17 protein-coding genes are annotated in these 21,191 nt (G+C 73.1%); 7 read left to right on the plus strand and 10 right to left on the minus strand.

Features of this window, described 5'->3' with window-relative positions; translation table 11 throughout:
* Nucleotides 1-30 precede the first annotated feature (30 nt).
* Genes HHX33_RS26265 through mtrA form a run of 3 tightly spaced genes read right to left on the minus strand, consistent with a single transcriptional unit; the run spans nucleotide 31 to nucleotide 4,237 of the window.
* The gene (locus HHX33_RS26265; protein WP_182876941.1) at nucleotides 31-1,803 is read right to left on the minus strand and encodes an LpqB family beta-propeller domain-containing protein; all 1,773 of its coding nucleotides are present in this window, start codon (nucleotides 1,801-1,803) and stop codon (nucleotides 31-33) included.
* A complete protein-coding gene (gene mtrB / locus HHX33_RS26270; RefSeq protein WP_117410295.1) occupies nucleotides 1,793-3,544 on the minus strand; it encodes an MtrAB system histidine kinase MtrB in 1,752 nt (583 codons plus the stop codon). The genes HHX33_RS26265 and mtrB overlap by 11 nt, the downstream gene beginning before the upstream one ends.
* A 15-nt stretch (nucleotides 3,545-3,559) precedes the next feature.
* Nucleotides 3,560-4,237: an MtrAB system response regulator MtrA gene (gene mtrA, locus HHX33_RS26275; protein WP_117410294.1), complete on the minus strand. Its 678-nt coding sequence runs from the start codon at nucleotides 4,235-4,237 to the stop codon at nucleotides 3,560-3,562.
* Between the two features lie 371 nt (nucleotides 4,238-4,608).
* On the opposite strand from mtrA, the gene HHX33_RS26280 reads away from it, so the two are divergent.
* The 5 genes from HHX33_RS26280 (at nucleotide 4,609) to HHX33_RS26300 (ending at nucleotide 10,498) form a co-directional block, all read left to right on the plus strand.
* Entirely contained in the window at nucleotides 4,609-6,120 is a 1,512-nt protein-coding gene (locus HHX33_RS26280) for a glycerophosphoryl diester phosphodiesterase membrane domain-containing protein (protein ID WP_259402870.1), read from the plus strand.
* Nucleotides 6,117-6,773: a DUF4129 domain-containing protein gene (locus HHX33_RS26285; protein WP_310740352.1), complete on the plus strand. Its 657-nt coding sequence runs from the start codon at nucleotides 6,117-6,119 to the stop codon at nucleotides 6,771-6,773. Before HHX33_RS26280 ends, HHX33_RS26285 begins: the two co-directional genes overlap by 4 nt.
* Nucleotides 6,770-7,957, plus strand: coding sequence for a DUF4350 domain-containing protein (locus tag HHX33_RS26290; RefSeq protein ID WP_182876942.1), 1,188 nt, complete (start codon nucleotides 6,770-6,772; stop codon nucleotides 7,955-7,957). The genes HHX33_RS26285 and HHX33_RS26290 overlap by 4 nt, the downstream gene beginning before the upstream one ends.
* A gap of 101 nt (nucleotides 7,958-8,058) precedes the next feature.
* Complete coding sequence (locus HHX33_RS26295; RefSeq protein WP_182879961.1) at nucleotides 8,059-9,021, plus strand: AAA family ATPase; 963 nt, start codon at nucleotides 8,059-8,061, stop codon at nucleotides 9,019-9,021.
* 7 nt (nucleotides 9,022-9,028) lie between these two features.
* Nucleotides 9,029-10,498, plus strand: a complete 1,470-nt coding sequence (locus HHX33_RS26300; RefSeq protein ID WP_182876943.1) for a DUF58 domain-containing protein — start codon at nucleotides 9,029-9,031, stop codon at nucleotides 10,496-10,498.
* Between the two features lie 4 nt (nucleotides 10,499-10,502).
* Here the strand turns inward: HHX33_RS26300 and HHX33_RS26305 are convergent, their stop codons facing one another.
* On the minus strand, nucleotides 10,503-11,495 hold the full coding sequence (locus tag HHX33_RS26305; protein WP_111701793.1) for a stage II sporulation protein M: 993 nt from the start codon (nucleotides 11,493-11,495) through the stop codon (nucleotides 10,503-10,505).
* A 41-nt stretch (nucleotides 11,496-11,536) separates the two neighbouring features.
* On the opposite strand from HHX33_RS26305, the gene HHX33_RS26310 reads away from it, so the two are divergent.
* On the plus strand, nucleotides 11,537-12,460 hold the full coding sequence (locus HHX33_RS26310; RefSeq protein WP_182876944.1) for an RDD family protein: 924 nt from the start codon (nucleotides 11,537-11,539) through the stop codon (nucleotides 12,458-12,460).
* Nucleotides 12,461-12,501: 41 nt separating this feature from the next.
* Here HHX33_RS26310 and HHX33_RS26315 read toward each other — a convergent pair whose 3' ends face one another.
* From HHX33_RS26315 to ahcY, 4 genes are all read right to left on the minus strand, one after another.
* Entirely contained in the window at nucleotides 12,502-13,857 is a 1,356-nt protein-coding gene (locus tag HHX33_RS26315) for a pentapeptide repeat-containing protein (protein ID WP_182876945.1), read from the minus strand.
* Between the two features lie 120 nt (nucleotides 13,858-13,977).
* Complete coding sequence (locus tag HHX33_RS26320) at nucleotides 13,978-15,276, minus strand: TIGR04013 family B12-binding domain/radical SAM domain-containing protein (protein ID WP_182876946.1); 1,299 nt, start codon at nucleotides 15,274-15,276, stop codon at nucleotides 13,978-13,980.
* Nucleotides 15,277-15,365: 89 nt separating this feature from the next.
* Nucleotides 15,366-16,595: an adenosylhomocysteinase gene (locus HHX33_RS26325; RefSeq protein WP_182877003.1), complete on the minus strand. Its 1,230-nt coding sequence runs from the start codon at nucleotides 16,593-16,595 to the stop codon at nucleotides 15,366-15,368.
* Between the two features lie 124 nt (nucleotides 16,596-16,719).
* Nucleotides 16,720-18,147 (minus strand): adenosylhomocysteinase, encoded by a 1,428-nt coding sequence (ahcY, locus tag HHX33_RS26330; RefSeq protein WP_182876947.1) that lies wholly within the window; start codon nucleotides 18,145-18,147, stop codon nucleotides 16,720-16,722.
* A 172-nt stretch (nucleotides 18,148-18,319) separates the two neighbouring features.
* Here ahcY and HHX33_RS26335 point away from each other — a divergent pair, with 172 nt between their 5' ends.
* A complete protein-coding gene (locus tag HHX33_RS26335; protein WP_111701805.1) occupies nucleotides 18,320-18,652 on the plus strand; it encodes a MerR family transcriptional regulator in 333 nt (110 codons plus the stop codon).
* 45 nt (nucleotides 18,653-18,697) lie between these two features.
* Here the strand turns inward: HHX33_RS26335 and HHX33_RS26340 are convergent, their stop codons facing one another.
* Together HHX33_RS26340 and HHX33_RS26345 are read right to left on the minus strand one after the other, a co-directional pair.
* On the minus strand, nucleotides 18,698-20,551 hold the full coding sequence (locus HHX33_RS26340) for a DUF6114 domain-containing protein (protein WP_182876948.1): 1,854 nt from the start codon (nucleotides 20,549-20,551) through the stop codon (nucleotides 18,698-18,700).
* A 34-nt stretch (nucleotides 20,552-20,585) separates the two neighbouring features.
* A complete protein-coding gene (locus HHX33_RS26345) occupies nucleotides 20,586-21,182 on the minus strand; it encodes a DUF6230 family protein (RefSeq protein ID WP_182876949.1) in 597 nt (198 codons plus the stop codon).
* Between the last annotated feature and the right edge of the window lie 9 nt (nucleotides 21,183-21,191).

Consider the following 21,191-nt stretch of genomic DNA (forward strand, 5'->3'; position numbering starts at 1 on the left):
CCGCCACCGACATTCCGGCGGACGGGCCGGTCAGCCGAGGGGATAGACGGGAGTGGTGGCGCCGTCCTTGGCGAGCTGGTTCCAGGCCTGCTTGTCGGTGCTGTAACTGATCACCTGGCCCTCGTCGGCTCCGGCGATGACGTGGTCGGGGGCGGCGGCGATCGAGTCGATCTTCGAATCCAGCTTGATCGGCCCGGCGTCCGGGTCCGTCCTGCCCTCCATCACCGACCACGGCGTCAGCTCCTGGCCGCTCTTGACCTTGGACAGCACGAGCAGATCGGTGGCGTCCCGCCAGGCGATGTCCTCGATCTGCTGGTCGTCGCGGGAGTCGATGAGCGTCCGCACGTCGTCGATCCGCACCTGCTCGCCGAGACGGAGAATCGTGCCGATCCGCACGGAGGTGCCGAGCCCGTCGTCGAGGATGGCGGCGACCCTGGCCCCGTCGCGGGAGACCCGCAGCTTGATGATGCGCCCGTACGACAGTTCCTCGGAGATCTCCACCCTGCGGGGCTGGCCGGCGACCGCCGTCCAGACCCGGCTCTCGTGCGCGCTCACCTTCTCGGCCGACCAGACGGCGCCGTACCGGTCCCAGGAGGGCGGGCTCATGTTCTTGCCGGCGATCCACCGCTGCCACGCGCTGCCCGCGGTCATCGGCGCGACGTAGACGCCGTCACCGTTGACCAGGGCCGCCACCAGGACCGGATACTGGGTCAGGACGGCCGGCTCGGTGAACTTCCCGGGCTGCTCGCCCGCCGCGCCCGGCACGGGGGTGCCGGCGCCCTTCTCCTTGTACTGCAGCAGCCTGCCGCCCTGCATGTAGTAGGCCTGCGGCGAACCGGTCAGCACGTTCGGGTCGTAGGCGTCGTAGTCGGCGGGCCGGAACCGGACGCCGGAACCGCCGCCGTTGACGCGGATCTCCACCGTGCGGCCGGTGACCAGGTCGCCGAGCGTCCAGACGAGCTGCGCCTTCAGCGCGTCGAGGCGGTCGGACGGCACCGCGTCCACCTGCGAGGTGAAGTCGACCACGACGGTGTCGCCCTCGACGGAGATCCGGTTGAGATCGGTGCCGGCGGGGAAGGCGCTGCGCACCGCGCTCGCGATCGACGAGGTCGGTCCGGCGAGCAGCCGGCGGACCCGTGTCTCTGGCACCCCTCTGCTGGGCTCGATGGGCACCCACACCCGGTCGGCCACCAGCCCCGTCGCCGGGGTGGCCGGGGGGTAGTAGAGGTCCACCCGCCGGTAGGCCCGCCGCACGTCGTCGCTCGACAGCAGGCGGGCGTCCGGCGGGATGTCGATCCGCCACTCGGCGCCCACCTTGACCAGGGTGAAGGGCTCGACCAGAGCGCCGGTCGCGGGGGTGTACCTGCCCTCGGAGTCGATCGTGGCGACCTTCGTCCCCTTCAGCGTCACCGTCGTCCGGGTGGCGTGTTCGAGGTCCTGCGTACGGTCCGGCTCGATCTTGCCCTCGTAGACGCGGGTCTGCCGCCTCGGGTTCCAGCGCTGGGACGCGCCCGGGGTGAGGTACTGCTTGGCGACCCGCAACTCGGCGTCGTCGAAGGAGGCCATGGCGGCCTGGAAGCCCTTGACGATGTCGTCGGGCGGCGCGCCCGGCTTCGGCGGCTCCGCGATGATCCGCACGTACGGCTCGCTGAGCGTGTCCTTGCTCTTGTCCTCCTGGGCGACCCGGGGGCCTCCGCTCGTCGGCACGGTGGCGCAGGCCGTCCCGCCGCCGGCCAGCACGAGAACCACGCCCGCGAACGCCGCGAGGCGGCGGGTCACCGCGGCGCGCCGCTCAGTCCGCATCGAAACCGCCCGCCTCGGCGCTCTCCCGTACGCGGGGCCCGGCCTCGGAGATCGCCCCGACGGCGGGGGTGAGGACCGGCGTGGCGTGGCTGCGCCAGGTGCGCCGCATCTCCACCTCCGGCGGGACCAGCGGGAGCGGCGATCCGCGCAGCGGCGTCCCCGCGACGCGCGGCAGCGACAGGCGGAACTGGCTGCCCTCACCGGCCGCGCCCCACGCCTGGAGCCAGCCGCCGTGCAGCATCGCGTCCTCCCGCGAGATCGCCAGCCCGAGGCCCGTGCCGCCGATGGTGCGGGCACGTGAGGGATCGGCCCGCCAGAAGCGGTCGAAGACCAGGTTCTCCTCGCCCGGCTTCAGGCCGACCCCGTGGTCGCGTACGGCCACGGCCACGGCGTCGCGGTCGGCTCCGAGGGTGACGACGACGTCCCGGCCCTCGCCGTGCTCGATGGCGTTGAACAGCAGGTTGCGCAGGATGCGCTCGACCCTGCGGCTGTCCACCTCGGCCATGCACGGCTCGTTGGGCAGGCGCAGCTCGAACCGGGTGGCCTGCCGTTCGGCCAGCGTCTCGGAGTCGCCCACCGCGCGCAGCACCACGTCGCGCATGTCGACGGGGTCCAGGTCGAGGGTCGCGGCCCCCGCGTCGTAGCGGCTGATCTCCAGCAGGTCGGCGAGCATGGACTCGAACCGTTCGAGCTGGTTCTGCATCAGCTCGGCCGCCCGCGCCGACGAGGGGTCGAAGTCCTCGCGGCCCTCGTACAGCAGATCGGCGGCCATGCGGACGGTCGTCAGCGGCGTGCGCAGCTCGTGCGAGACGTCGGAGACGAACTGGCGCTGCACCTGGGAGAGCTCCTCCAGCTGGTGGATCTTGAGCGCCAGGTTGGAGGCCATCTCGTTGAACGAGGTGGCCAGCCGGGCGAGGTCGTCCTCACCGCGCACCTTGAGCCGCTCCTCCAGGCGGCCGGCCGCCAGCCGTTCCGCCGCCTGGCGCGCGAGCCGTACGGGGATGACCACCTGGCGGGTGACGAGCGAGGCGACGCCCGCGAGCAGCAGCACGAGCGCGGCGCCCGCGCCGATCAGCATCCGCTGGACCGCCTGGAGCGTCTTCTCCTCGTCGCCCAGCGGGAAGACGTGGTAGATCTCGTAGCTCCCGTTGACCATGGCGCCGACCACCAGCGCGGGCCCGGGCTGCTTCGCGCCGATGTAGCGCACCGTCACGGTCTGGTGCCACAGAGGGTGGTCCTCGTCGCTGTTCCTGACGTCCGCCCTGAGGGAGGCGGGGATGCTCGACGGGTCGATCTGGCTGGAGACCCTGCCCTGCCCGACCATGCTCGTGTTGTAGATCACGACGTCGTAGCGACCGCCGGAGCGGTCCGCCAGCGCCTGGGCCGCCGTGTCGACGGGATCGCCCACCGGGCCGGGCGCCGAACCGTCCTGCCCGCCGTCGCCGATGTCGGAGAGCCGGCTCAGGTAACCGCTCGCGGTGGCGTTGTTGGCCTGCGACTCCGCGACCGCGGACACCTCGCTGGCGTTGTGCACCGACGCGTAGATCGACTGCATCAGGAACACGCCGAGGACGACCACGACGGCCATCGACAGCACCAGCGTGCTGGTGACGACGCGGAGCTGGAGCGAGCGCCGCCAGACGCCCCGCAGCCGGCCCGCGAGACGGCGCGCGCGTCTGCGGACCCCACGGGCGATCTGGCCAGGGGTCCGGCGGCGGGACTTTCTCGCGGGTACCGGCATGGTCGGAGCGGGCGCCTACGCGGGGCCGGCCTTGTAACCCACCCCGCGCACCGTGACGACGATCTCCGGGCGCTCCGGGTCCTTCTCGATCTTCGCGCGGAGGCGCTGGACGTGCACGTTCACCAGGCGGGTGTCGGCGGCGTGCCGGTAGCCCCAGACCTGCTCCAGCAGCACCTCGCGGGTGAAGACCTGACGGGGCTTGCGCGCCAGCGCGACCAGCAGGTCGAACTCCAGCGGCGTGAGGTTGATGGTCTCCTCGCCACGCTTGACCGAGTGACCGGCCACGTCGATCGTGATGTCGCCGATCTGGAGGATCTCGGGGGTGGGCTCGTCGGTGCGGCGCAGGCGGGCGCGCACCCGGGCGACGAGTTCCTTGGGCTTGAACGGCTTGACGATGTAGTCGTCGGCGCCGGACTCCAGGCCGAGGACCACGTCGATGGTGTCGCTCTTGGCCGTCAGCATGACGATGGGGACCCCGGACTCGGCGCGGATGCGGCGGCAGACGTCGATGCCGTCGGCGCCGGGGAGCATCAGGTCGAGCAGGACGAGGTCCGGCCGGGTGTCCCGGAAGGCGTCGAGTGCCTTGTCGCCGTCGGACACGAACGACGGTTCGAAACCCTCCCCGCGCAAGACGATGCCGAGCATCTCGGCGAGAGCGGCGTCGTCGTCGACGACCAGCACGCGACCTTTCATGGCCCCTCATTCGTACGCGTTTGGGAGATTTGGGCGTTTGTCACAGGTACCCCCGCAGGCTACCGGTGGCCGCCACTCGGGTGTTACACGACCATGACAGAGGTTGGAGTTTAGGCGGGATGGAGTTTAGGCGCAGTACACCAAGCGCGCGATTATCTGACCAGATGCGGTCACACCGGGGGGAATCCCGTGGTGCGGTCACGTTCCAAGTGTGCTCCCGCACCCCGGTTTCGGCCATCCCCTGCCGGGGCTCGCTTCCGCCCGCGAGGGGACGCCGGTGCACCACCTGCCCGTCTCCGCCGGGCAACCCGGCGGTCGCGGCACTTGGTGATCGCGCGGCACACGCACGTACATCATGCCAGGATTGGGACATGACAGACGGCCCCGGCTCCTCCCCCGACGTGCCCTCCGGCTGGGCGGCCGAGCAACCTCCGCCGTACGGCGGAGCCGCCGGGACCGGCGGGACGGGCGAGTCCTGGGCCGCCCCCGGCGGCCGGGAAGGCCCGGCCGGCCCGCAACCCGGCCCGCAACCCGGCCCGTACGGCCAGCCCATGTCCCATGAGCAGTATGGCCAGCCCGGCTCTTCCGGCCCGTACGGCCAGCCCGGACAGTATGGTCAGCCCGGCTACGGCCAGTACGGACCGTACGGTCAGGGCCCGCAGGCGGGCGGGCCGCACTACGGGTCCGGTCCCTACGGCCAGGGCCCCTACGGCCAGGGCCCCTATGCGCAAGGTCCATATGCGCAAGGTCCATATGGACACCGGCCGCCCGACGCGCCGCGGCCGGGGATCATCCCGCTGCGCCCGCTGACGCTCGGCGACATCTTCGACGGCACGATCAAGCTGATCCGCTCGAACCCGAAGGCCACGCTCGGCCTGTCGGCGATCGTCGCGGCCGTCACCGCGATCCCCGGCGCGCTCGGCCAGGCGGTCGGCCTCGGCATGTTCGGGACGGCGCTGGACGGCTACGGCTCCGGCTCCTACGAGACGGCCGCCTCGCCCGCGCTCCCGGTCGTCGGCCTGGCCGCGCAGTACATCGGCGCGATCATCACCTATGTCATGACGTTCCTGGGCACCACGATCCTCACGGGCATCCTCACCCGGGTGCTCGGCCGCGCCGTCTTCGGCGGCCGGATCACGGTGGGCGAGGCGTGGCAGCTCGCGCGGTCGCGGGTGCTCGCCCTGCTGGGGCTGGCGCTGCTACAGGCTCTCATCCTCATGGCGCCGGTGCTCGTACTCGCCGCACTGCTCGTGGCTTTGGGGCTGGGCGACGCGACGGCGGGCGCCTTCGTGGCCGTCAGCCTGCTGTTCGTCCTGGCCTACATCCCGTACGCCGCCTTCTTCTACACCCGCTTCTCGCTGGCTGCCCCCGCGGTCGTGCTGGAGGGCCGCGGGGTCACCGACGCGATGGCCCGATCGTGGCGGCTGGTGAGGGGCGGCAGCTGGCGGGTGTTCGGCATCCTGGTGCTCACGGCCGTGCTCGTGGGCATCGCCTCCAGCGTGCTGGGAGTCCCGTTCACGATCGGCGGTTCCCTGCTCGGGATGTTCGGCGGCGGCACGGTCGCCGCCACGGTGCTCACCACGATCCTCCTGGCCGCGGGCAGCGTCGTCGCCTCCATGATCACCTATCCCTTCCAGGCGGGCGTGGCGGGGCTCCTCTACGCGGACAGGCGGATGCGGGCCGAGGCGTTCGACCTCGTGCTGCAGACGGCGGCCGCGCAGAACCAGTCGCAGGGCTGGGTCCACACCGGCGTCGACGACCTGTGGCACCCGAGTCACGCGGCCGCGACGGGACCGGCTCCCGGCCCCGGCTCTCCGCCTTACGGGACCCCGCCCGGAGCCTCGCCCTACTACGGAACCCCGCCGTACGGACCCCAGGCGTGACGGCGGTACTGCTCGCGCCGCTCGCGTCGTCGCTCGCCTCCTTCTCGTCGCCCGTCGACATCGGCCGCGACCAGGCCGCGGACGAGGCGGCACGCGAGCTGTCGAGGGCGGGCTACCAGCACGAGCCGCTGTTCGACCGGTTGCGGCGGGAGTTCTCCCAGTTCATCGGTGACCTGATGAGCGGCGACGGCACGGGCACGGGCGGCGCGCTGTCGCTCGTCGTGATCGTCGTCGTCCTGGTCGTCCTCGCCGTGCTGCTCCTGTGGGCCCTGCGCCGCTTCTCCGGCTCCGCGAGGACGGAGCCGGGAGCCGTGTTCGGGCGGAGCGAGCGGACGGCCGCCGAGCACAGGTCGGAGGCCGAACGCCTGGCGGCGGCGGAGGACTGGGCCGGGGCCATCCGGGAGCGGTTACGCGCCGTCGCCCGCGACCTGGAGGAACGCGCCGTCGTCGCCCCCCTGCCGGGCCGTACGGCGATGGAGCTCGCCGAGGCCGCCGGGCAGGCGCTGCCGTCCCACGCGGCGGACCTGCGGGCGGCGGCACGCCTGTTCGACGACGTCACGTACGGCGAGGCAGACGGCACCCGTGAGGGGTACCTGACGCTCGCCGCCCTGGACGAACGCCTGCGCTCGGCCCGCACGGGCGTGACGGCATGACCGCGCCCACAACCGGGACCACGACCGGGGCGCGGCGGGGCCGGGGGCGGGAGGCGGCCTGGATCTCGCTGGTGGTGCTGCTCGTGCTGGGCGCGGCGGCTCTGCCCGCGTTGCTCGCGCCTGACCGGCCCCCCGGGCGGCTCCTGGACCCGGCCGACACCTCGCTCGGCGGGAGCGCCGCCCTCGCCCGGCTGCTGGAGGCGCACGGGGTGGAGGTCGTCCGGGTGGAGACGCCGGGCGCGGCGGTGGCCGCCGCGGGGCCGGAAACCCTGCTGCTGGTCACCGAGGCGAGCATGCTCGGCGACCACGACGACGCCGTCCGGCTGGCCGAGGCGCCCGGCGACCGGCTCATCGCCGGGCACGCGTCCTACCTCGACGTGCTCGCCGCGGGCCTGCACAGGAAGGGCGTCGAGCGCACCCGCTCCCGGCCGCCCCGGTGCGCGCTGCGGGAGGCCGTGCGGGCCGGCGACGTCTACACCGGCGGACTCTCCTTCTCCGGCCCGTCCGGGTCCACGGGCTGCTATCCGGCGGGCGACGGCCACACGCTGGTCCGTTACACCGAGGACGGCCACACCGTGACCGCGCTGGGCGACGCGTCGTTCCTGACCAACCTGCGGCTCGCGGACGACGGCAACGCGGCGCTCGCGCTGAACCTGGCCGGCGCGCGGCCGAAGCTCGTCTGGCTCACCTGGCCCGACGATCCCGCCGACGCCGCCGACGGCGGAGACGGCGCCACAGGGGCGGACGGCGAACCGGCCAGGTCGCTCGGCGATCTCATCCCAGGCGGCGTCAACTGGGCGGTCTTCCAGCTCGTCGTCGCGGTGGCCGTGACCGCCCTGTGGCGGGGGCGCCGCCTCGGCCCGGTCGTGACCGAGCGCCTCCCCGTGGTCGTACGGGCCTCGGAGACCGTGGAGGGGCGGGGCCTGCTCTACCGGTCGCGCCGGGCCAGGGACCGCGCCGCCCTCGCCCTGCGGGCCGCCACCGCCGACCGGCTCGCTCCTCTCCTGGGCGTGCCGCGTACGGCGACGGCCGAGGAGGTCGCCGACGCCGCGGCGGCGCGTACCGGGCAGGACCCGGGACCGGTACGGGCGCTGCTGTGCGGCCCCGAACCGGCCGACGACGCCGCGCTGGTGGCCCTCGCCGCCCATCTGGACACACTGGAAAGGCAGGTTCGAGACTCGTGACCACCCCCGGACCGGGCGCCGCCCCCTCGGCGTCGTCCCCCGTACCCCCGGCCACCTCGCCGCCGCCCCTGTCAGCCCCGTCGGCCCCGTCGCTTCCGCCGCTGCCGACACCTCCCGGGGCCGACGCCGCGCGGGAGGCGCTGGCGGCGCTGCGCGCGGAGGTCGGCAAGGCGGTCGTGGGCCAGGACCCGGTCGTCACCGGCCTGGTCATCGCGCTGCTCTGCCGGGGTCACGTGCTGCTCGAAGGCGTGCCCGGAGTGGCCAAGACCCTGCTCGTCCGCACGCTGTCGGCCACGCTCTCGCTCGACTTCAAGCGCGTGCAGTTCACCCCCGACCTGATGCCGGGCGACGTGACGGGATCACTGGTCTACGACGCGCGGACGGCGGAGTTCGAGTTCCGCGAGGGGCCGATCTTCACCAACCTCCTGCTCGCCGACGAGATCAACCGTACGCCGCCGAAGACCCAGGCCGCCCTGCTGGAGGCGATGGAGGAACGGCAGGTGAGCGTCGAGGGAGCGGCCCGCGCGCTGCCCGATCCGTTCATCGTCGTGGCGACGCAGAACCCCGTCGAGTACGAGGGCACCTACCAGCTTCCCGAGGCGCAGCTCGACCGGTTCCTGCTCAAGCTCACCGTGCCGCTGCCGCCGCGCGAGCAGGAGATCGCCGTCCTCGAACGGCACGCGCTCGGCTTCGATCCGCGCGACCTGTCGGAGCTCAGGGCGGTGGCGTCCGCGGCCGACCTCGCGGCGGGACGGCGGGCGGTCGCCCAGGTCCACGTGGGCCCGGAGGTGCTCGGCTACATCGTGGACCTCGCCCGGGCCACCCGGCAGTCGCCCTCGCTCCAGCTCGGCGTCTCGCCGCGCGGGGCCACCGCGCTGCTCGCCGCCGCGCGGGCCTGGGCCTGGCTGTCGGGCCGGTCGTACGTGACCCCCGACGACGTGAAGGCCCTCGCGCGGCCCGCCCTGCGGCACCGCGTGGGGCTGCGCCCGGAGGCCGAACTGGAGGGCGCCACCCCGGACGGCATCCTGGAGGGCATCCTGTCGGCCGTACCGGTGCCCCGGTGAGGGCCGCGTGGCGCTGACCGGGCGCGCGGGACTGCTCGCCGCCCTCGCCGCGATCGTGGTGCTCCTCGCCCCCGAGCCCGGCCTGGTCGTGCTGGCCGCCGCGCTGGTGCTGGCCGCGCTCGTGACGGCCGACCTGCTGCTCGCGGGCGGCGTGCGCGGGCTGCGGTTCCACCGGGACGGCGACCGGCGCGTACGGCTCGGCCAGTCGCTCGTGATCGGGCTGGTCGTGGACAACCCCGGCCCGCGCCGGCTGCGGGGCGTGCTGCGCGACGCCTGGCAGCCCTCGGCCGGGGCCACCCCGCGGCGGCAGGCGCTCGACGTGCCGCCCGGCGAGCGCCGGCGGCTGGTCACGACGCTCACGCCCGTACGCAGGGGTGACCGGGAGGCGGTGGCCGTGACGGTGCGCTCGGTCGGGCCCCTGGGTCTGGCGGCGCGGCAGCGGACGTTCGAGGCGCCGTGGACCGTGCGGGTGCTGCCGCCGTTCCTCAGCCGCAGGCATCTGCCGGCGCGGCTGGCCCGCCTGCGGGAGCTGGACGGACGGCACCCCGCGCTGGTGCGCGGCCAGGGCACCGAGTTCGACTCGTTGCGCGAGTACGTGGTCGGCGACGACGTCCGCTCCATCGACTGGCGGGCGAGCGCCCGGCGCAGCGACGTCGTCGTGCGCACCTGGCGGCCGGAACGCGACCGCCGCGTGCTGATCGTGCTCGACACCGGCCGCACCTCGGCCGGCCGGATCGGGACGGCGCCACCGGGCTTCGGGCCGGGCTTCGCGCCGGAATCCGGGGCGCCAGGCTCGGGGGCGGACGCGCGGCCGGGCCCGGGACGAGGTCCGGAAGCCGGTTCGGGGCCCGGTCCGGCACGAGGTCCGGGGGCCGGTTCGGGTGCCGGTTCGGGGGCAGGTTCGGGGGCCGCCGGATGGCCGCGGCTGGACTGGTCGATGGACGCCGCGCTGCTCCTCGCCGCCCTCGCCGCGCGGGCCGGCGACCGGGTGGACTTCCTCGCCTACGACCGGGCCGTACGGGCGCAGGTGTCCGGCGCGTCACGCACCGAACTGCTGTCGTCGATGGTGAACGCGATGGCGCCGATCGAGGCGGAGCTGGTCGAGTCCGACGCGGCCGGGATGGCGGCGGCCGTGCTGTCCCGGGCCCGGCGCCGCTGCCTGGTGGTGCTGCTGACCGACCTGAACACGGCGGCCATGGAAGAAGGGCTGCTGCCCGTGCTGCCACGGTTGTCGGCGCGTCACCTGGTCCTGGTCGCCGCGGTGGCCGATCCGCGGGTGGCCGAGATGGCGGCGGGCCGGGGCACCGCCGAGGCGGTGTACGACGCCGCGGCGGCGGAGCGGCTGCGCGGCGAGCGGCGCGAGGTCACGGCGACGCTGCGCCGCCAGGGTGTGGAGGTCGTCGACGCACTGCCCGAGGACATCGCCCCCGCGCTCGCCGACGCCTACCTCGCGCTCAAGGCCGCCGGCCGGCTGTGACCCGTCAGGCCGTGGGGGCCAGGTCGGGGGCGCGTTCGATGTCCCCCGTCTCGTTCCGGCGCTCCGCCCGGCGGCCGAAGACGACGACGTACGTGAGGAACAGCGCCTCCGCGAGCGCGCCGATGGCGATGCGCGCCCAGGTCGGCAGGCCCGAAGGGGTGACCCCCGCCTCGATGAGCCCGGAGACGAACAGCACCACGACCAGGCCGAGCGCGACGCTCATCACGGCCCTGCCCTGCTCGGCCAGCGCCTCCGCCCGCCGCCTCGGGCCGGGGTCGACGACCGTCCAGCCGAGCCGCATGCCCGCTCCCGCCGCCAGGAACACCGCGGTGAGTTCCAGCATGCCGTGCGGCAGGATCAGCCCCCAGAACACGTCGGCCCTGTCGTGGGCGTGCATCAGGCCGCCGAGCACCCCGACGTTGGCCGAGTTCTGCCACAGGATCCACGGGATGGGCAGGCCGAGCAGGATCGCCGACACCACCACCTGCATGGACAGCCAGGCGTTGTTGAGCCACACGTGGCCGGCGAAGGACGCCGCCGGGTTCTCGGAGTAGTAGTCGGCGAAGTCGTGCTCGACGATCTGCCGGATCTCCTCCGGAGTGCCGACGACGCCCTGCACCGCCGGGTCGGTCGCCACCCACACGCCCATGACGTACGCCACGACGAGAGAGGCGACCGTGGCGCCGATCCACCAGCGCCGGGCCCGGTAGGCGACGACCGGGAACGACACGGTGAAGAAGCGGACCACCTCCCGCCAGGCCGGGCTGTGGGCGCCGGTGACGGCCGAGCGGGCCCGTGCGACCAGCGACGACAGGCGACCGGCGAGCAGCGCGTCGGTCGACGCCGACCGGACGATGGACAGGTGCGTGGCCGCCTGCTGGTAGAGCTCCACCAGTTCGTCGATCTCCGCGCCGCGCAGCGTGCGCCGCCGCCGTACGAGGTCGTCCAGCCGGTCCCAGGACGGCTTGCTCGCGGCGACGAACGCATCGATGTCCACGGATCGGACCCTATCGACCACGGCGCAGTAGGGTGCGCAGTGTGTCCGAAGTCGTGACCGGTGAGGCCGTCGTCGTCGAGGTCCGCGTGGCCCAGCTGCCCAGCCGCGCCCTGGCCTTCCTGATCGACTTCGTCGTGCAGTGGACCGTGATCATCGTGGCGTCCGTGCTGGTCTCCCACGCCTCGTCGCTGACCGACGACTCGCTGTCCGTCGCGTTGCTCATCCTGTTCACGGTGCTCGTCACGGTGGGCTACCCGGTCGCGTCCGAGACGCTCACCCGGGGCCGCTCACTGGGCAAGCTCGCGCTGGGCCTGCGGGTGGTGAGCGACGACGGCGGGCCGGAACGCTTCCGGCAGGCGCTGTTCCGCGGGCTCGCCGGGTTCCTGGAGTTCTGGACGCCGTTGTTCGGCGCCCCGGCGCTCATCACCTCGCTGCTGAACCCGCGCGGCAAACGCCTGGGCGACGTGTTCGCCGGGACGATCGTCATCGGTGAGCGCGGGCCGGGCGAGACCCCGCCCCCCGAGATGCCGCCGGCGCTGGCGTCCTGGGCGGCCACGCTGGAGCTTTCCGGCCTGTCCGGCGAACTCGCCGCCACCGCCCGGCAGTACCTCGTGCGGTGGCACCAGCTCAGCCCGCCGATGCGGGAGGAGATGGGGTTGCGGGTGGCCGGTCAGGTGAGCGCCCGCATCGCGCCGCCGCCCCCGCCCGGCGTCCCGCCGTACGCCTATCTGGCCGCCGTGCTGGCCGAGCGCAGGCGCCGCGAGGAGGCGCGGCTCGCCGCGATTCGCGAGAACCGCGCGCGGTACGGCGCGCAGAGGTACGGCCCGCGCGTGTACGGCACGCACGCGGAATCTCCCCTGGTCAGCCAGGGTGCGGGAGTGCGGCCGCCCGCGCCTCCCGCCCCTCGGGGAGAGGCGCCGGAAGGGTCTGCGACGACATCCGGCGGATTTGTTCCGCCGATTTAGGTGTAGACCCGCGATTGGGGGGCACCTGTGGCAATTGCAGGTCATGGGGCATCCTGCAGTGGGGTTGAGGCGGGCGCCGCCGGTGTGTTGAGGGAGAGGTCACACCGACGGTGCCCGCCTCCGTGCTGTCCCGGCCGGCCACGGTCGCGGCGCCGGGCTGGTTCGGTGTTGTCGGCGATCAGGTATTCCCGCTCGGTTCTCCAGCCGCGCTGTCGGCGATCAGAAAGCCGGTGCCGTCGAGGCCCACTTCCAGATGCCACCCGTCCGGCCACACGTGGTCGCGCGTAGGCGTGGCCCTCGCACCGGTGAATGTGGCCTCGGAGAAGGCTTCGCCGCTCTGCCAGGTCGTGAAGAAGGTCTGATCGTCGGCCGTGGCGCCCCGGGAGAACGTCACCCCGCCGAACCTGGCGTCCCCGGAGAAGATCGCCCGAGCGAAATCGGCATCCCCCGGTGAAGGTCACCCTGTCGAATCCGGCGTCCCCGGAGAAGGTGACGAAATCGAATCCGGCCCTTCCGGAGAAGGTCACTCCGTCGAAGCTGCCGGTGAAACGGGCACGGGTGAGCTCGAAATCGATCAGGGTGGCCCCGGTCAGGTCGAGTCGCATGCCCTCCCAGTACCGAGGGCTGGGCGGGGACTCGTCCCAGGTGCTGAGAGGGCGGTCGTCACGCAGGTGCTCGGCGAGGACGCGCTGAGCGGTGAGGCGGACCTGCAGTTCGCCTTCCCGGTCGGTCTCCTGCCGGGGTGCGTGATCAGGAACGGCGAGGGCGCCGAGACGGGCGGCCCGGTAGCGGCGTCGGGCCGCCAGCAACGCCGCCCTGCGTTCGTTCTCGCGAGCCGAGGCCGATTCCGGCGCGGCGTAGGGCATGCGTAGATAGGCGCAGATGACATTGACGATGGTCTGCCGGTGGAGTGGGTTGTCCTGCGCGAGACGCTCAAGGGCGTACAGGCCGGCCAGACGTACGGCGGCTCTGTCGTGACCGAGTTGTTCGGCGGCCTTGGTGTACAGGTCGGTGACCCGGCGTTCGGCGGCGTCGTGCTCGGTGGCGGCGGCCACCCGCTCGGCGTGCCGGGCGGTGATGAAGCTGTGCAGCTCCTGATGGTTCTGGCGCCGGAAGGCCAGCGCGAGGGTGATGGCGGCGCCGACTCCGGCGCCGGCGGCCAGCGCGGTACGCAGTATCTCCCCCCGTGCGCTACCGGCCCCGGGAACGGGTTGCCCGGCGGACTGGTGGGCCAGGTCGGCCAGCAGCCACCACAAGGTGCCGCCGGCGGCGGCACCGACCAGGAGGACGGCCAGCACGATCCACCAGGCAGCAGCCCGCGGAGGACGCAACGCCGGAGGAACCGGCACGGGGTCGTCCGGCGGACGGGCTGCGCGGCGGTGCGGCAGTAACGGCATACCTCCCATTGCAGCCGCACCGGGCCCGCCCCTGCCTCATGCAACGCCTGATCGTTACCGGCGCGGCCCCTGACCGGTCCCGGCCGTCCGGAACAGTCGTCCCGGCCGCGCGTCAGTACGTCACTGGTCGGTGGTGCGCCGGCGCCGGGTGCGGCGCGGATAGGCCTTGGCCGTCTCGGCGAGCCGTGCGGCGTGCTCGGCCTGCTTGCGCCAGTGCCCGTAGGCGTCGCCGCGCTGCGCGAGCCGGTCCAGTTCGCGCATGGTGGCCAGCGGGATGAACGCGGGTTCGGCATCCCGCCACGGCGTGCCGGGCAGCGGCATGAACGTGTGGGTGTGGATGCGCGCCCCGAGGTCGGCGAGGTCGGCGGCCAGCCGCAGAGACGCCTCCTGGTCCTCGGCCGACTCGCCGGGCAGCCCGAAGATGAAGTCGACGTTCGGCCGGAAGCCGAACTCGGCGGTGATGCGGACGGCGTCGCGGACCGGTTCTGCGCCGTGACCGCGACCGGCGGCGGCCAGCACCCGGTCGGAGCCCGACTGCGCCCCGATGATGATGTTGTCGTTCGCCACGTACCGCTTCAGCAGCCGCATCGCCTCCGGCGTGACGTGCTCGGGCCGGATCTCGGAGGGGAAGCTGCCGAAGAACACCCGGCCGCCGGCGGGCAGTTCCTCCTTCACGCCCGCCAGCAGCTCCTCGACGGCGTCGAGCGCCGGGTCCGGCCCCTGCGTGCCGTACGAGAGCGAGGTGGGGGTGATGAACCGGACGTCGCGCAGGCCGTGCGCGGCCATCCGCCGGACGTGCTCCCGCACGCTCGCCACGCCGCGGTGCCGGAACCTGCCCCCGAACATGAAGGGCGTCTGGCAGAAGCGGCAGGTGTACGCGCAGCCACGGGTGATCTCTATGGGCCCGAAGGCGCGGCGCCGGTCGGGGAAGGACGGGAAGGCGTCCAGCGGCAACTGCGGCGCCGGCGGCGTGCGCAGCGCCATGCCGTCCGCGTCGCGCACCGCCAGGCCGGGCACGGTGGTGAGCGGCGCGTCCGCGCGCAGCGCCTCGACCAGGGCGACGATCGTCGTCTCACCCTCGCCGATCGCGGCGAGGTCCCAGCCTGCGTCGATGACCTGCTGGGGTTCCGCGGTCGCGTGGACGCCACCCGCGATGTGCAGGACGCGCGGGTCGTCGGCGAGAGCGCGTACGGCGGCCAGTTCGGCGGCCATCGCCTCGGCGTCCGGGGAGTAGAACGACCACAGCACCAGGACACGATCGGCGGTGCTCGCCGCGATGTGCTCGGCGGTCTCCTCGACCGTGACGCCGAACCGCAGATCGCATTCCGCCCTGGCGGTCTCCAGCGCGCCGAGCAGCGCGTGTACGCCGTACGTGACGGCCTTGCGATAACGGACGACCACCGACACATCCACACTCACCCTGGCAGGGTAGTGCCGGCGCGCCCTGCGAGGGGCCCGGGAGACCCGCCTTCGGCGGCGCGGGCGGCGCGTGGCGGTCCGGGAGCGGGTCAGGACCCGAGCCGCCAGGAGTGGAGATACTCCTCCTGCTCGGCGGTGAGCGCGTCGATCGAGATCCCGGCGGCGGCGAGCTTCAGGCGGGCCACCTCCACGTCGATGCCGGCCGGGACGTCGTGGACGCCGGGCGGCAGCCGGGACGGCTCCTCGACCAGCCATGCGACGGTGAGGGCCTGGGCGGAGAACGACATGTCCATCACCGCGGCCGGGTGGCCCTCGGCGGCGGTCAGGTTCACCAGGCGGCCCTCGGCGAGCAGCAGCAGCCTGCGGCCGTCCTCCAGGACGTACTCGTCGGTGTTGGGCCTGATGCCGAAGCGCACCTCCCGGGCCATCCCCTCCAGCGCCCGCACGTCGATCTCGACGTCGAAGTGGCCCGCGTTCGCGAGGATGGCGCCGTCCTTCATGGCGGCCAGGTGCTCGGCGCGGATGACGTCGCGGTTGCCGGTGACGGTCACGAACACGTCGCCGATCTCGGCGGCCAGGCTCATCGGCCGTACGTCGTAGCCCTGCAGGGCGGCGTCGAGGGCCTTGACCGGGTCGATCTCGGTGACGACGACCCGCGCGCCGAGGCCCTTGGCCCGCTCCGCGACTCCCCTGCCGCAGAAGCCGAAGCCCGCGACGACGACGGTGCGGCCCGCGAGCAGCACGTTGGTCGCCCGCATGATGCCGTCGAGCGTCGACTGGCCGGTGCCGTAGCGGTTGTCGAACATCCGCTTCGTCCGGGTGTCGTTGACCGCGACGACCGGGAAGCGCAGCGCGCCCTCCGAGGCCATCTGGCGCAGCCGGATGATCCCGGTGGTGGTCTCCTCGCAGCCGCCCATCACGCCGTCGAGAAGCCCGACCCGCTCGGTGTGCAGGATGTTGACGAGGTCGCAGCCGTCGTCGAGGACGACGTGCGGCTCGATGTCCAGCGCCTGGTTGATGTGCCGGTAGTAGGCCGCCCTGTCCACCCCGGCGCGGGCGTGCACGGCGATGCCGTACTCCCCCAGCGCCGCGGCGACGTCGTCCTGCGTGGACAGGGGGTTCGAGGCGGCCAGGGCGATCTCGGCGCCGCCCTGCCGCAGCGCGCCCATGAGCACGGCCGTCTCGGCCGTCACGTGCAGGCAGGCGGCGATGCGCAGGCCGTCGAGCGGCCGGTCGGCGCCGAACCCGGCGCCGATGGCCTGGAGAACCGGCATCGACCGGGCCGCCCACTCGATGCGCCGCTCCCCGGCCTCGGCCATGTCCGGCTGGATCACGCCGGCCCTCCGTCTTTCGTGCAAGCTCTCGTGCAGGCTTTCGTGCGAGCCTTCGTGCGGGCTTTCGTACGGGCCGCGGGGGCGCGGCGCCCCCACGGCCGTCCCGCCGTCAGTAGCGGTAGTGGTCCGGCTTGTACGGGCCCTCGACGTCGACGCCGATGTACTCCGCCTGCTTCTTGCTCAGCGTGGTCAGCTTCACGCCGAGCGCGTCGAGGTGGAGGCGGGCGACCTTCTCGTCGAGGTGCTTGGGCAGCACGTACACGCCGGTCGGGTACTCGTCGGTCTTCGTGAACAGCTCGATCTGCGCGATGACCTGGTTGGTGAACGAGTTCGACATGACGAACGAGGGGTGGCCGGTGGCGCAGCCGAGGTTCATCAGCCTGCCCTCGGCGAGCACGATGATCGAGTGCCCGTCGGGGAACACCCACTCGTCGACCTGCGGCTTGATGTTAATCCTCTTGATGCCGTCGATGCGGCCCAGGCCGGCCATGTCGATCTCGTTGTCGAAGTGGCCGATGTTGGACACGATCGCCTGGTGCTTCATCCGCGACATGTGCTCGGCGGTGATGATGCCGTAGTTGCCGGTGCAGGTGACGAAGATGTCCGCGATGCCGACGACCTCCTCCAGGGTGGTGACCTGGAAGCCGTCCATCGCCGCCTGGAGCGCGCAGATCGGGTCGATCTCGGTGACGATGACCCGGGCGCCCTGGCCGCGCAGCGCGTCGGCGCAGCCCTTGCCCACGTCGCCGTACCCGCAGACCACGGCGACCTTGCCGCCGATCAGCACGTCGGTGGCGCGGTTGAGACCGTCGATCACCGAGTGGCGGCAGCCGTACTTGTTGTCGAACTTCGACTTGGTCACCGAGTCGTTGACGTTGATGGCCGGGAAGAGGAGATTGCCGGTCTTGTGCATCTCGTACAGGCGGTGCACGCCGGTCGTGGTCTCCTCGGTGACGCCCTTGATGTCCTCGGCGACGCGGGTCCACCAGTTGTCCCCGGAGACCGTGCGGCGGAGGGTGTCGAGGATGACCGCCCACTCCTCGGGGTCGTCCTCACCGGCGACCGGGACCGCGCCGGCCTTCTCGAACTCCACGCCCTTGTGCACCAGCAGCGTGGCGTCGCCGCCGTCGTCGAGGATCATGTTGGGGCCGGAGCCGTCGGGCCAGCGGAGCGCCTGCTCGGTGCACCACCAGTACTCCTCCAGCGTCTCGCCCTTCCAGGCGAAGACCGGGACGCCGGAGGGGTTGTCGGCCGTGCCGTCCGGGCCGACGACCACCGCGGCGGCGGCGTGGTCCTGGGTGGAGAAGATGTTGCAGCTCACCCAGCGGACGTCGGCGCCCAGCGCGACCAGCGTCTCGATCAGCACGGCGGTCTGGATCGTCATGTGCAGCGAGCCCATGATCTTCGCACCCCGCAGCGGCTGCGCCGCGGCGTACTCCTCCCGGGTCGCCATGAGGCCCGGCATCTCGTGCTCCGCGAGGCGGATCTCTTTGCGGCCGAACTCCGCGAGCGCAAGGTCGGCGACCTTGAAGTCCATGAGTGTGTCCCTCTCCGTTGTCTGTCGGTGCGAGTTTAGGCGTCGCGGGACTCGGGACGCATACGCGAGAGCGCGAACCTGACACAAGAATGTGAGATTCGGTCGTCCGCGGGTGCCGGAAGGCTCCGAACCTGTCTAGCGTGGGAGACCGGGCACGTGGACCGGAGGCATGATGCGCATCACCGAGGCGGCACGGCGGCTCGGCATGTCCCCCCGCATGCTGCGCTACCGGGAGGCGCTCGGCCTGCTGCCGCCCGTACGCGACAGGGGCGCCCACCGGCGCTTCGGCCCGGACGAGATCGAGGCGGTGCGGCAGGCGGTGGACCTGGAACGCCGCTTCGACGTCTCGCCGGCGGAACTGGCCTTCGCGCTCCGGGCGCTGTCCGAGCCCGCGGTGGCCCAGGCCGTACGGGACCTCGGCGTGCGCATCGGCCGCATCCAGGCGCCGCGCCGAGCGCTGGACTTCGAGAAGGAGAAGGCCCTGCGGCTGCTGCGGCACCGCTGACTCCGGCACCGGCGGTCCCGGTGGCAGCGGCTCAGTATCGGCGGCTCAGGCGCCGACCACCAGGTGCAGATCGTCCGCGCGCAGGGAGTCGGCCGTGACGTACGGCTGCTCGCTGACGACGTCGGTCATGGTCAGCGGGACGTTCAGGGACGGCACCAGCTTGAGCGCCCGGACCAGGATGTTCGGGTGCTCGGCGGTGAACCGCTGGGGCACGCCGAGGAGCTTCGCGGTCATCTTCGTCGTGCAGATCACGACGTCGCCCTCGAAGGTGAAGGTGCTGCCCACCAGGGTTGTCGAGCCCATGGTCTGCACGGGCCGCTCCAGCACGGCCTTGTGCATGGTGAAGCGGAGCATCTTGACCGTGCCGGTCGCGGTGGGCATCTCCACGACCCCGGTGAACTTCATGCCGGTCATGGTGAGGGAGGGGGCGCGGACGGCGGCGGGCTCGACCGCCACCCTCGCCTGACCGCCCGCGGATCCGGAGGGCGGGCCCTGGCCCTCCTGGTCGTCCTCGCCCGGGGACGGCGACGCGCCGGGCGAGCGGGACCGCCCGCCGGTGAGGGGGGCCAGCGGATTCGCCGACCCCAGGGCTCCCGGCAGGTCGGTGGGCACGACCGTGGGCACGACGTCCGGGACGACGTCCGGGACGACGTCGGAGACGGCGCTGGGCACGGCACCGGGAAGCAGGCTCGGCACCGCACGAGCGACCGCGTCGGACCCGCCCCGGTGTCCGGCATCGGGCACCGCGCCCTGAACGGCCGCGGGAACGGCGCGGGATACGGCGTTCTGTACGCCTCGGGGGCCGACTGCGGGCACCACGCCCTGAACTGCAGCGGGAACAGCGCCGTAAGCGGTGGCGGGAACGGTGTGGGAGACGGCTCCGCGCTGGGCGGACACACCGGGGTCCGCATGTGGCACACCCGTCCCCGTCACCAGGAGGACGGGCAGCATCGCGATGGCCAGCGCCCTGCCCGCCGGACCCGGACCCTGCCCCGCATCCGGACCCCCGCTCCCCTCGTCACCCACCCGCGCACCCCCGTCACCCCCGTCGCCGCTGTCGCCGTCCGAGGCACTGTCGCCTGGACCGCCGTCCGGGCCCGCGTGCTCGGGGCCGGAGCGGGCCCTGGTCCCCTCCGCCCGCCCGTCATCGGCGGGAACAGCGGCGGGAGAGGAGGAACCCGCGGAGGGCCCGCTGCCCGCACCGGCCTCCGGGCCGGAGGCGGGGCGGACCCGGCCGACGAGGACCTGAGGGCCGTCTCCGGCAGGCGGCCCAGTGGGCGACGCGGCGGGCAGCCCCGGCCGGGCCGACGTGTCGGTTCGCGGGCCGGGCTCGGGGTCGGGCGGCTGAGGCTCGGTCCTCGTTTCGGCCTGAGCGCCGGTTCGCGGGCCGGGCTCGGCGACGGGCGGCTGGGGCTGGGTCCGCGGGGTCTGGACGTCGGCCGGCCGCAGGTGCTCGTCGCGGCCGACCACCCGGCGGGCGGTGAAGGTGATTCCTCCGCCGGCGGACGCGGGCGGGGCGGCCGCGCCGGAGGGCTCGGCGTCGGTTCCGGAGACGCGGGGGGCCGTCTCCCCCGGAGCCCAGGCGACCGCGAGCGCGCCTCCCACGAGGCCGAGCAGCATGCCGATCAGGAAGCCGCCCAGGTTGGCGTAGACGAACGACGCGATCGAGACCAGCACGGCGACCACGCCGAGGAAGGCCCGCTGGCCGGGCTGGAGCCAGATCATCAGGCCCAGGATGACCAGCACGAGCGCGACGAGGTAGGTGGCCCCGACCGTGCCCGACTGGATGACGAGCGGCAGGGCCTTCGTCACGAACGGGATGCTCAGCAGTTCCAGGCCCGCGGCCAGCACCAGCAGGCCGCCCCAGAACGGCCTGGACCGCCGCCAGGATCCGTTCATCGCCGCCCGCCGGGGAGTTCGACCGGCCTCCGCATCAGAAGCACTCGTGCTCGCCGGGTTCGACGGTCAGCTTCAGCCCCGGCAGCTTGAAGGTCGCCGCGTTGACCGACCAGGAGACCTGCCGGAAGTTCTCGATGGAGACCGCGCTCGCCTGCTGGCCGAACATGCCCGCGGCGCCCCGCGCCTCCGGCACCTGGTCGAGCGTGCTGGCGTCACGACCGGCTTCGATCTCGGTGAAGACCGCGTTGCCCTGGATCTGCGAGGCGTCGACGATCATGTTCTCGGCGGTCACCGGGTCCTTGCCCGTCCCTGCGGTGATCCGGAGCGTCACGGCGCCGACCGGCGACTTCATCAAGACGGTCTGGCACATGTTCGTCAGGGTGGCCTTCCGGATGCCGGAGACCGCGACGGGGATCTTCTGGCCCTTCTTGTTCTCGGTGACGCTGCCGTACTGCACGAAGCCCTGGCCCTGCAGCTTGTCGGCGGAGACCTTGAACGTGTCGCCCGAGACCACGAACGACGCCCCGATGGCGCCCTCGGCGGTCGCGCCGACGAGCACGGAGGCGACCGCGAGCGCGGGTACGAAGACGAGCGCGAACCGTTTCCAGCGCACGCGTCCCTGCTGAATCATGAGTCACCT

The sequence above is a fragment of the Microbispora sp. H10670 genome, assembly GCF_014161385.1.
GTDB classification, from domain to species: Bacteria; Actinomycetota; Actinomycetes; order Streptosporangiales; family Streptosporangiaceae; genus Microbispora; species Microbispora triticiradicis.

What these genes read in the sequence shown, in the direction of transcription:
- HHX33_RS26265 (WP_182876941.1), bottom strand. Translation starts at nt 1,803, where the DNA reads ATGCGGACTGAGCGGCGCGCCGCGGTGACCCGCCGCCTCGCGGCGTTC.
- mtrB (WP_117410295.1), bottom strand. Translation starts at nt 3,544, where the DNA reads ATGCCGGTACCCGCGAGAAAGTCCCGCCGCCGGACCCCTGGCCAGATC.
- mtrA (WP_117410294.1), bottom strand. Translation starts at nt 4,237, where the DNA reads ATGAAAGGTCGCGTGCTGGTCGTCGACGACGACGCCGCTCTCGCCGAG.
- HHX33_RS26280 (WP_259402870.1), top strand. Translation starts at nt 4,609, where the DNA reads ATGACAGACGGCCCCGGCTCCTCCCCCGACGTGCCCTCCGGCTGGGCG.
- HHX33_RS26290 (WP_182876942.1), top strand. Translation starts at nt 6,770, where the DNA reads ATGACCGCGCCCACAACCGGGACCACGACCGGGGCGCGGCGGGGCCGG.
- HHX33_RS26315 (WP_182876945.1), bottom strand. Translation starts at nt 13,857, where the DNA reads ATGCCGTTACTGCCGCACCGCCGCGCAGCCCGTCCGCCGGACGACCCC.
- HHX33_RS26325 (WP_182877003.1), bottom strand. Translation starts at nt 16,595, where the DNA reads ATGGCCGAGGCCGGGGAGCGGCGCATCGAGTGGGCGGCCCGGTCGATG.
- ahcY (WP_182876947.1), bottom strand. Translation starts at nt 18,147, where the DNA reads ATGGACTTCAAGGTCGCCGACCTTGCGCTCGCGGAGTTCGGCCGCAAA.
- HHX33_RS26335 (WP_111701805.1), top strand. Translation starts at nt 18,320, where the DNA reads ATGCGCATCACCGAGGCGGCACGGCGGCTCGGCATGTCCCCCCGCATG.
- HHX33_RS26340 (WP_182876948.1), bottom strand. Translation starts at nt 20,551, where the DNA reads ATGAACGGATCCTGGCGGCGGTCCAGGCCGTTCTGGGGCGGCCTGCTG.
- HHX33_RS26345 (WP_182876949.1), bottom strand. Translation starts at nt 21,182, where the DNA reads ATGATTCAGCAGGGACGCGTGCGCTGGAAACGGTTCGCGCTCGTCTTC.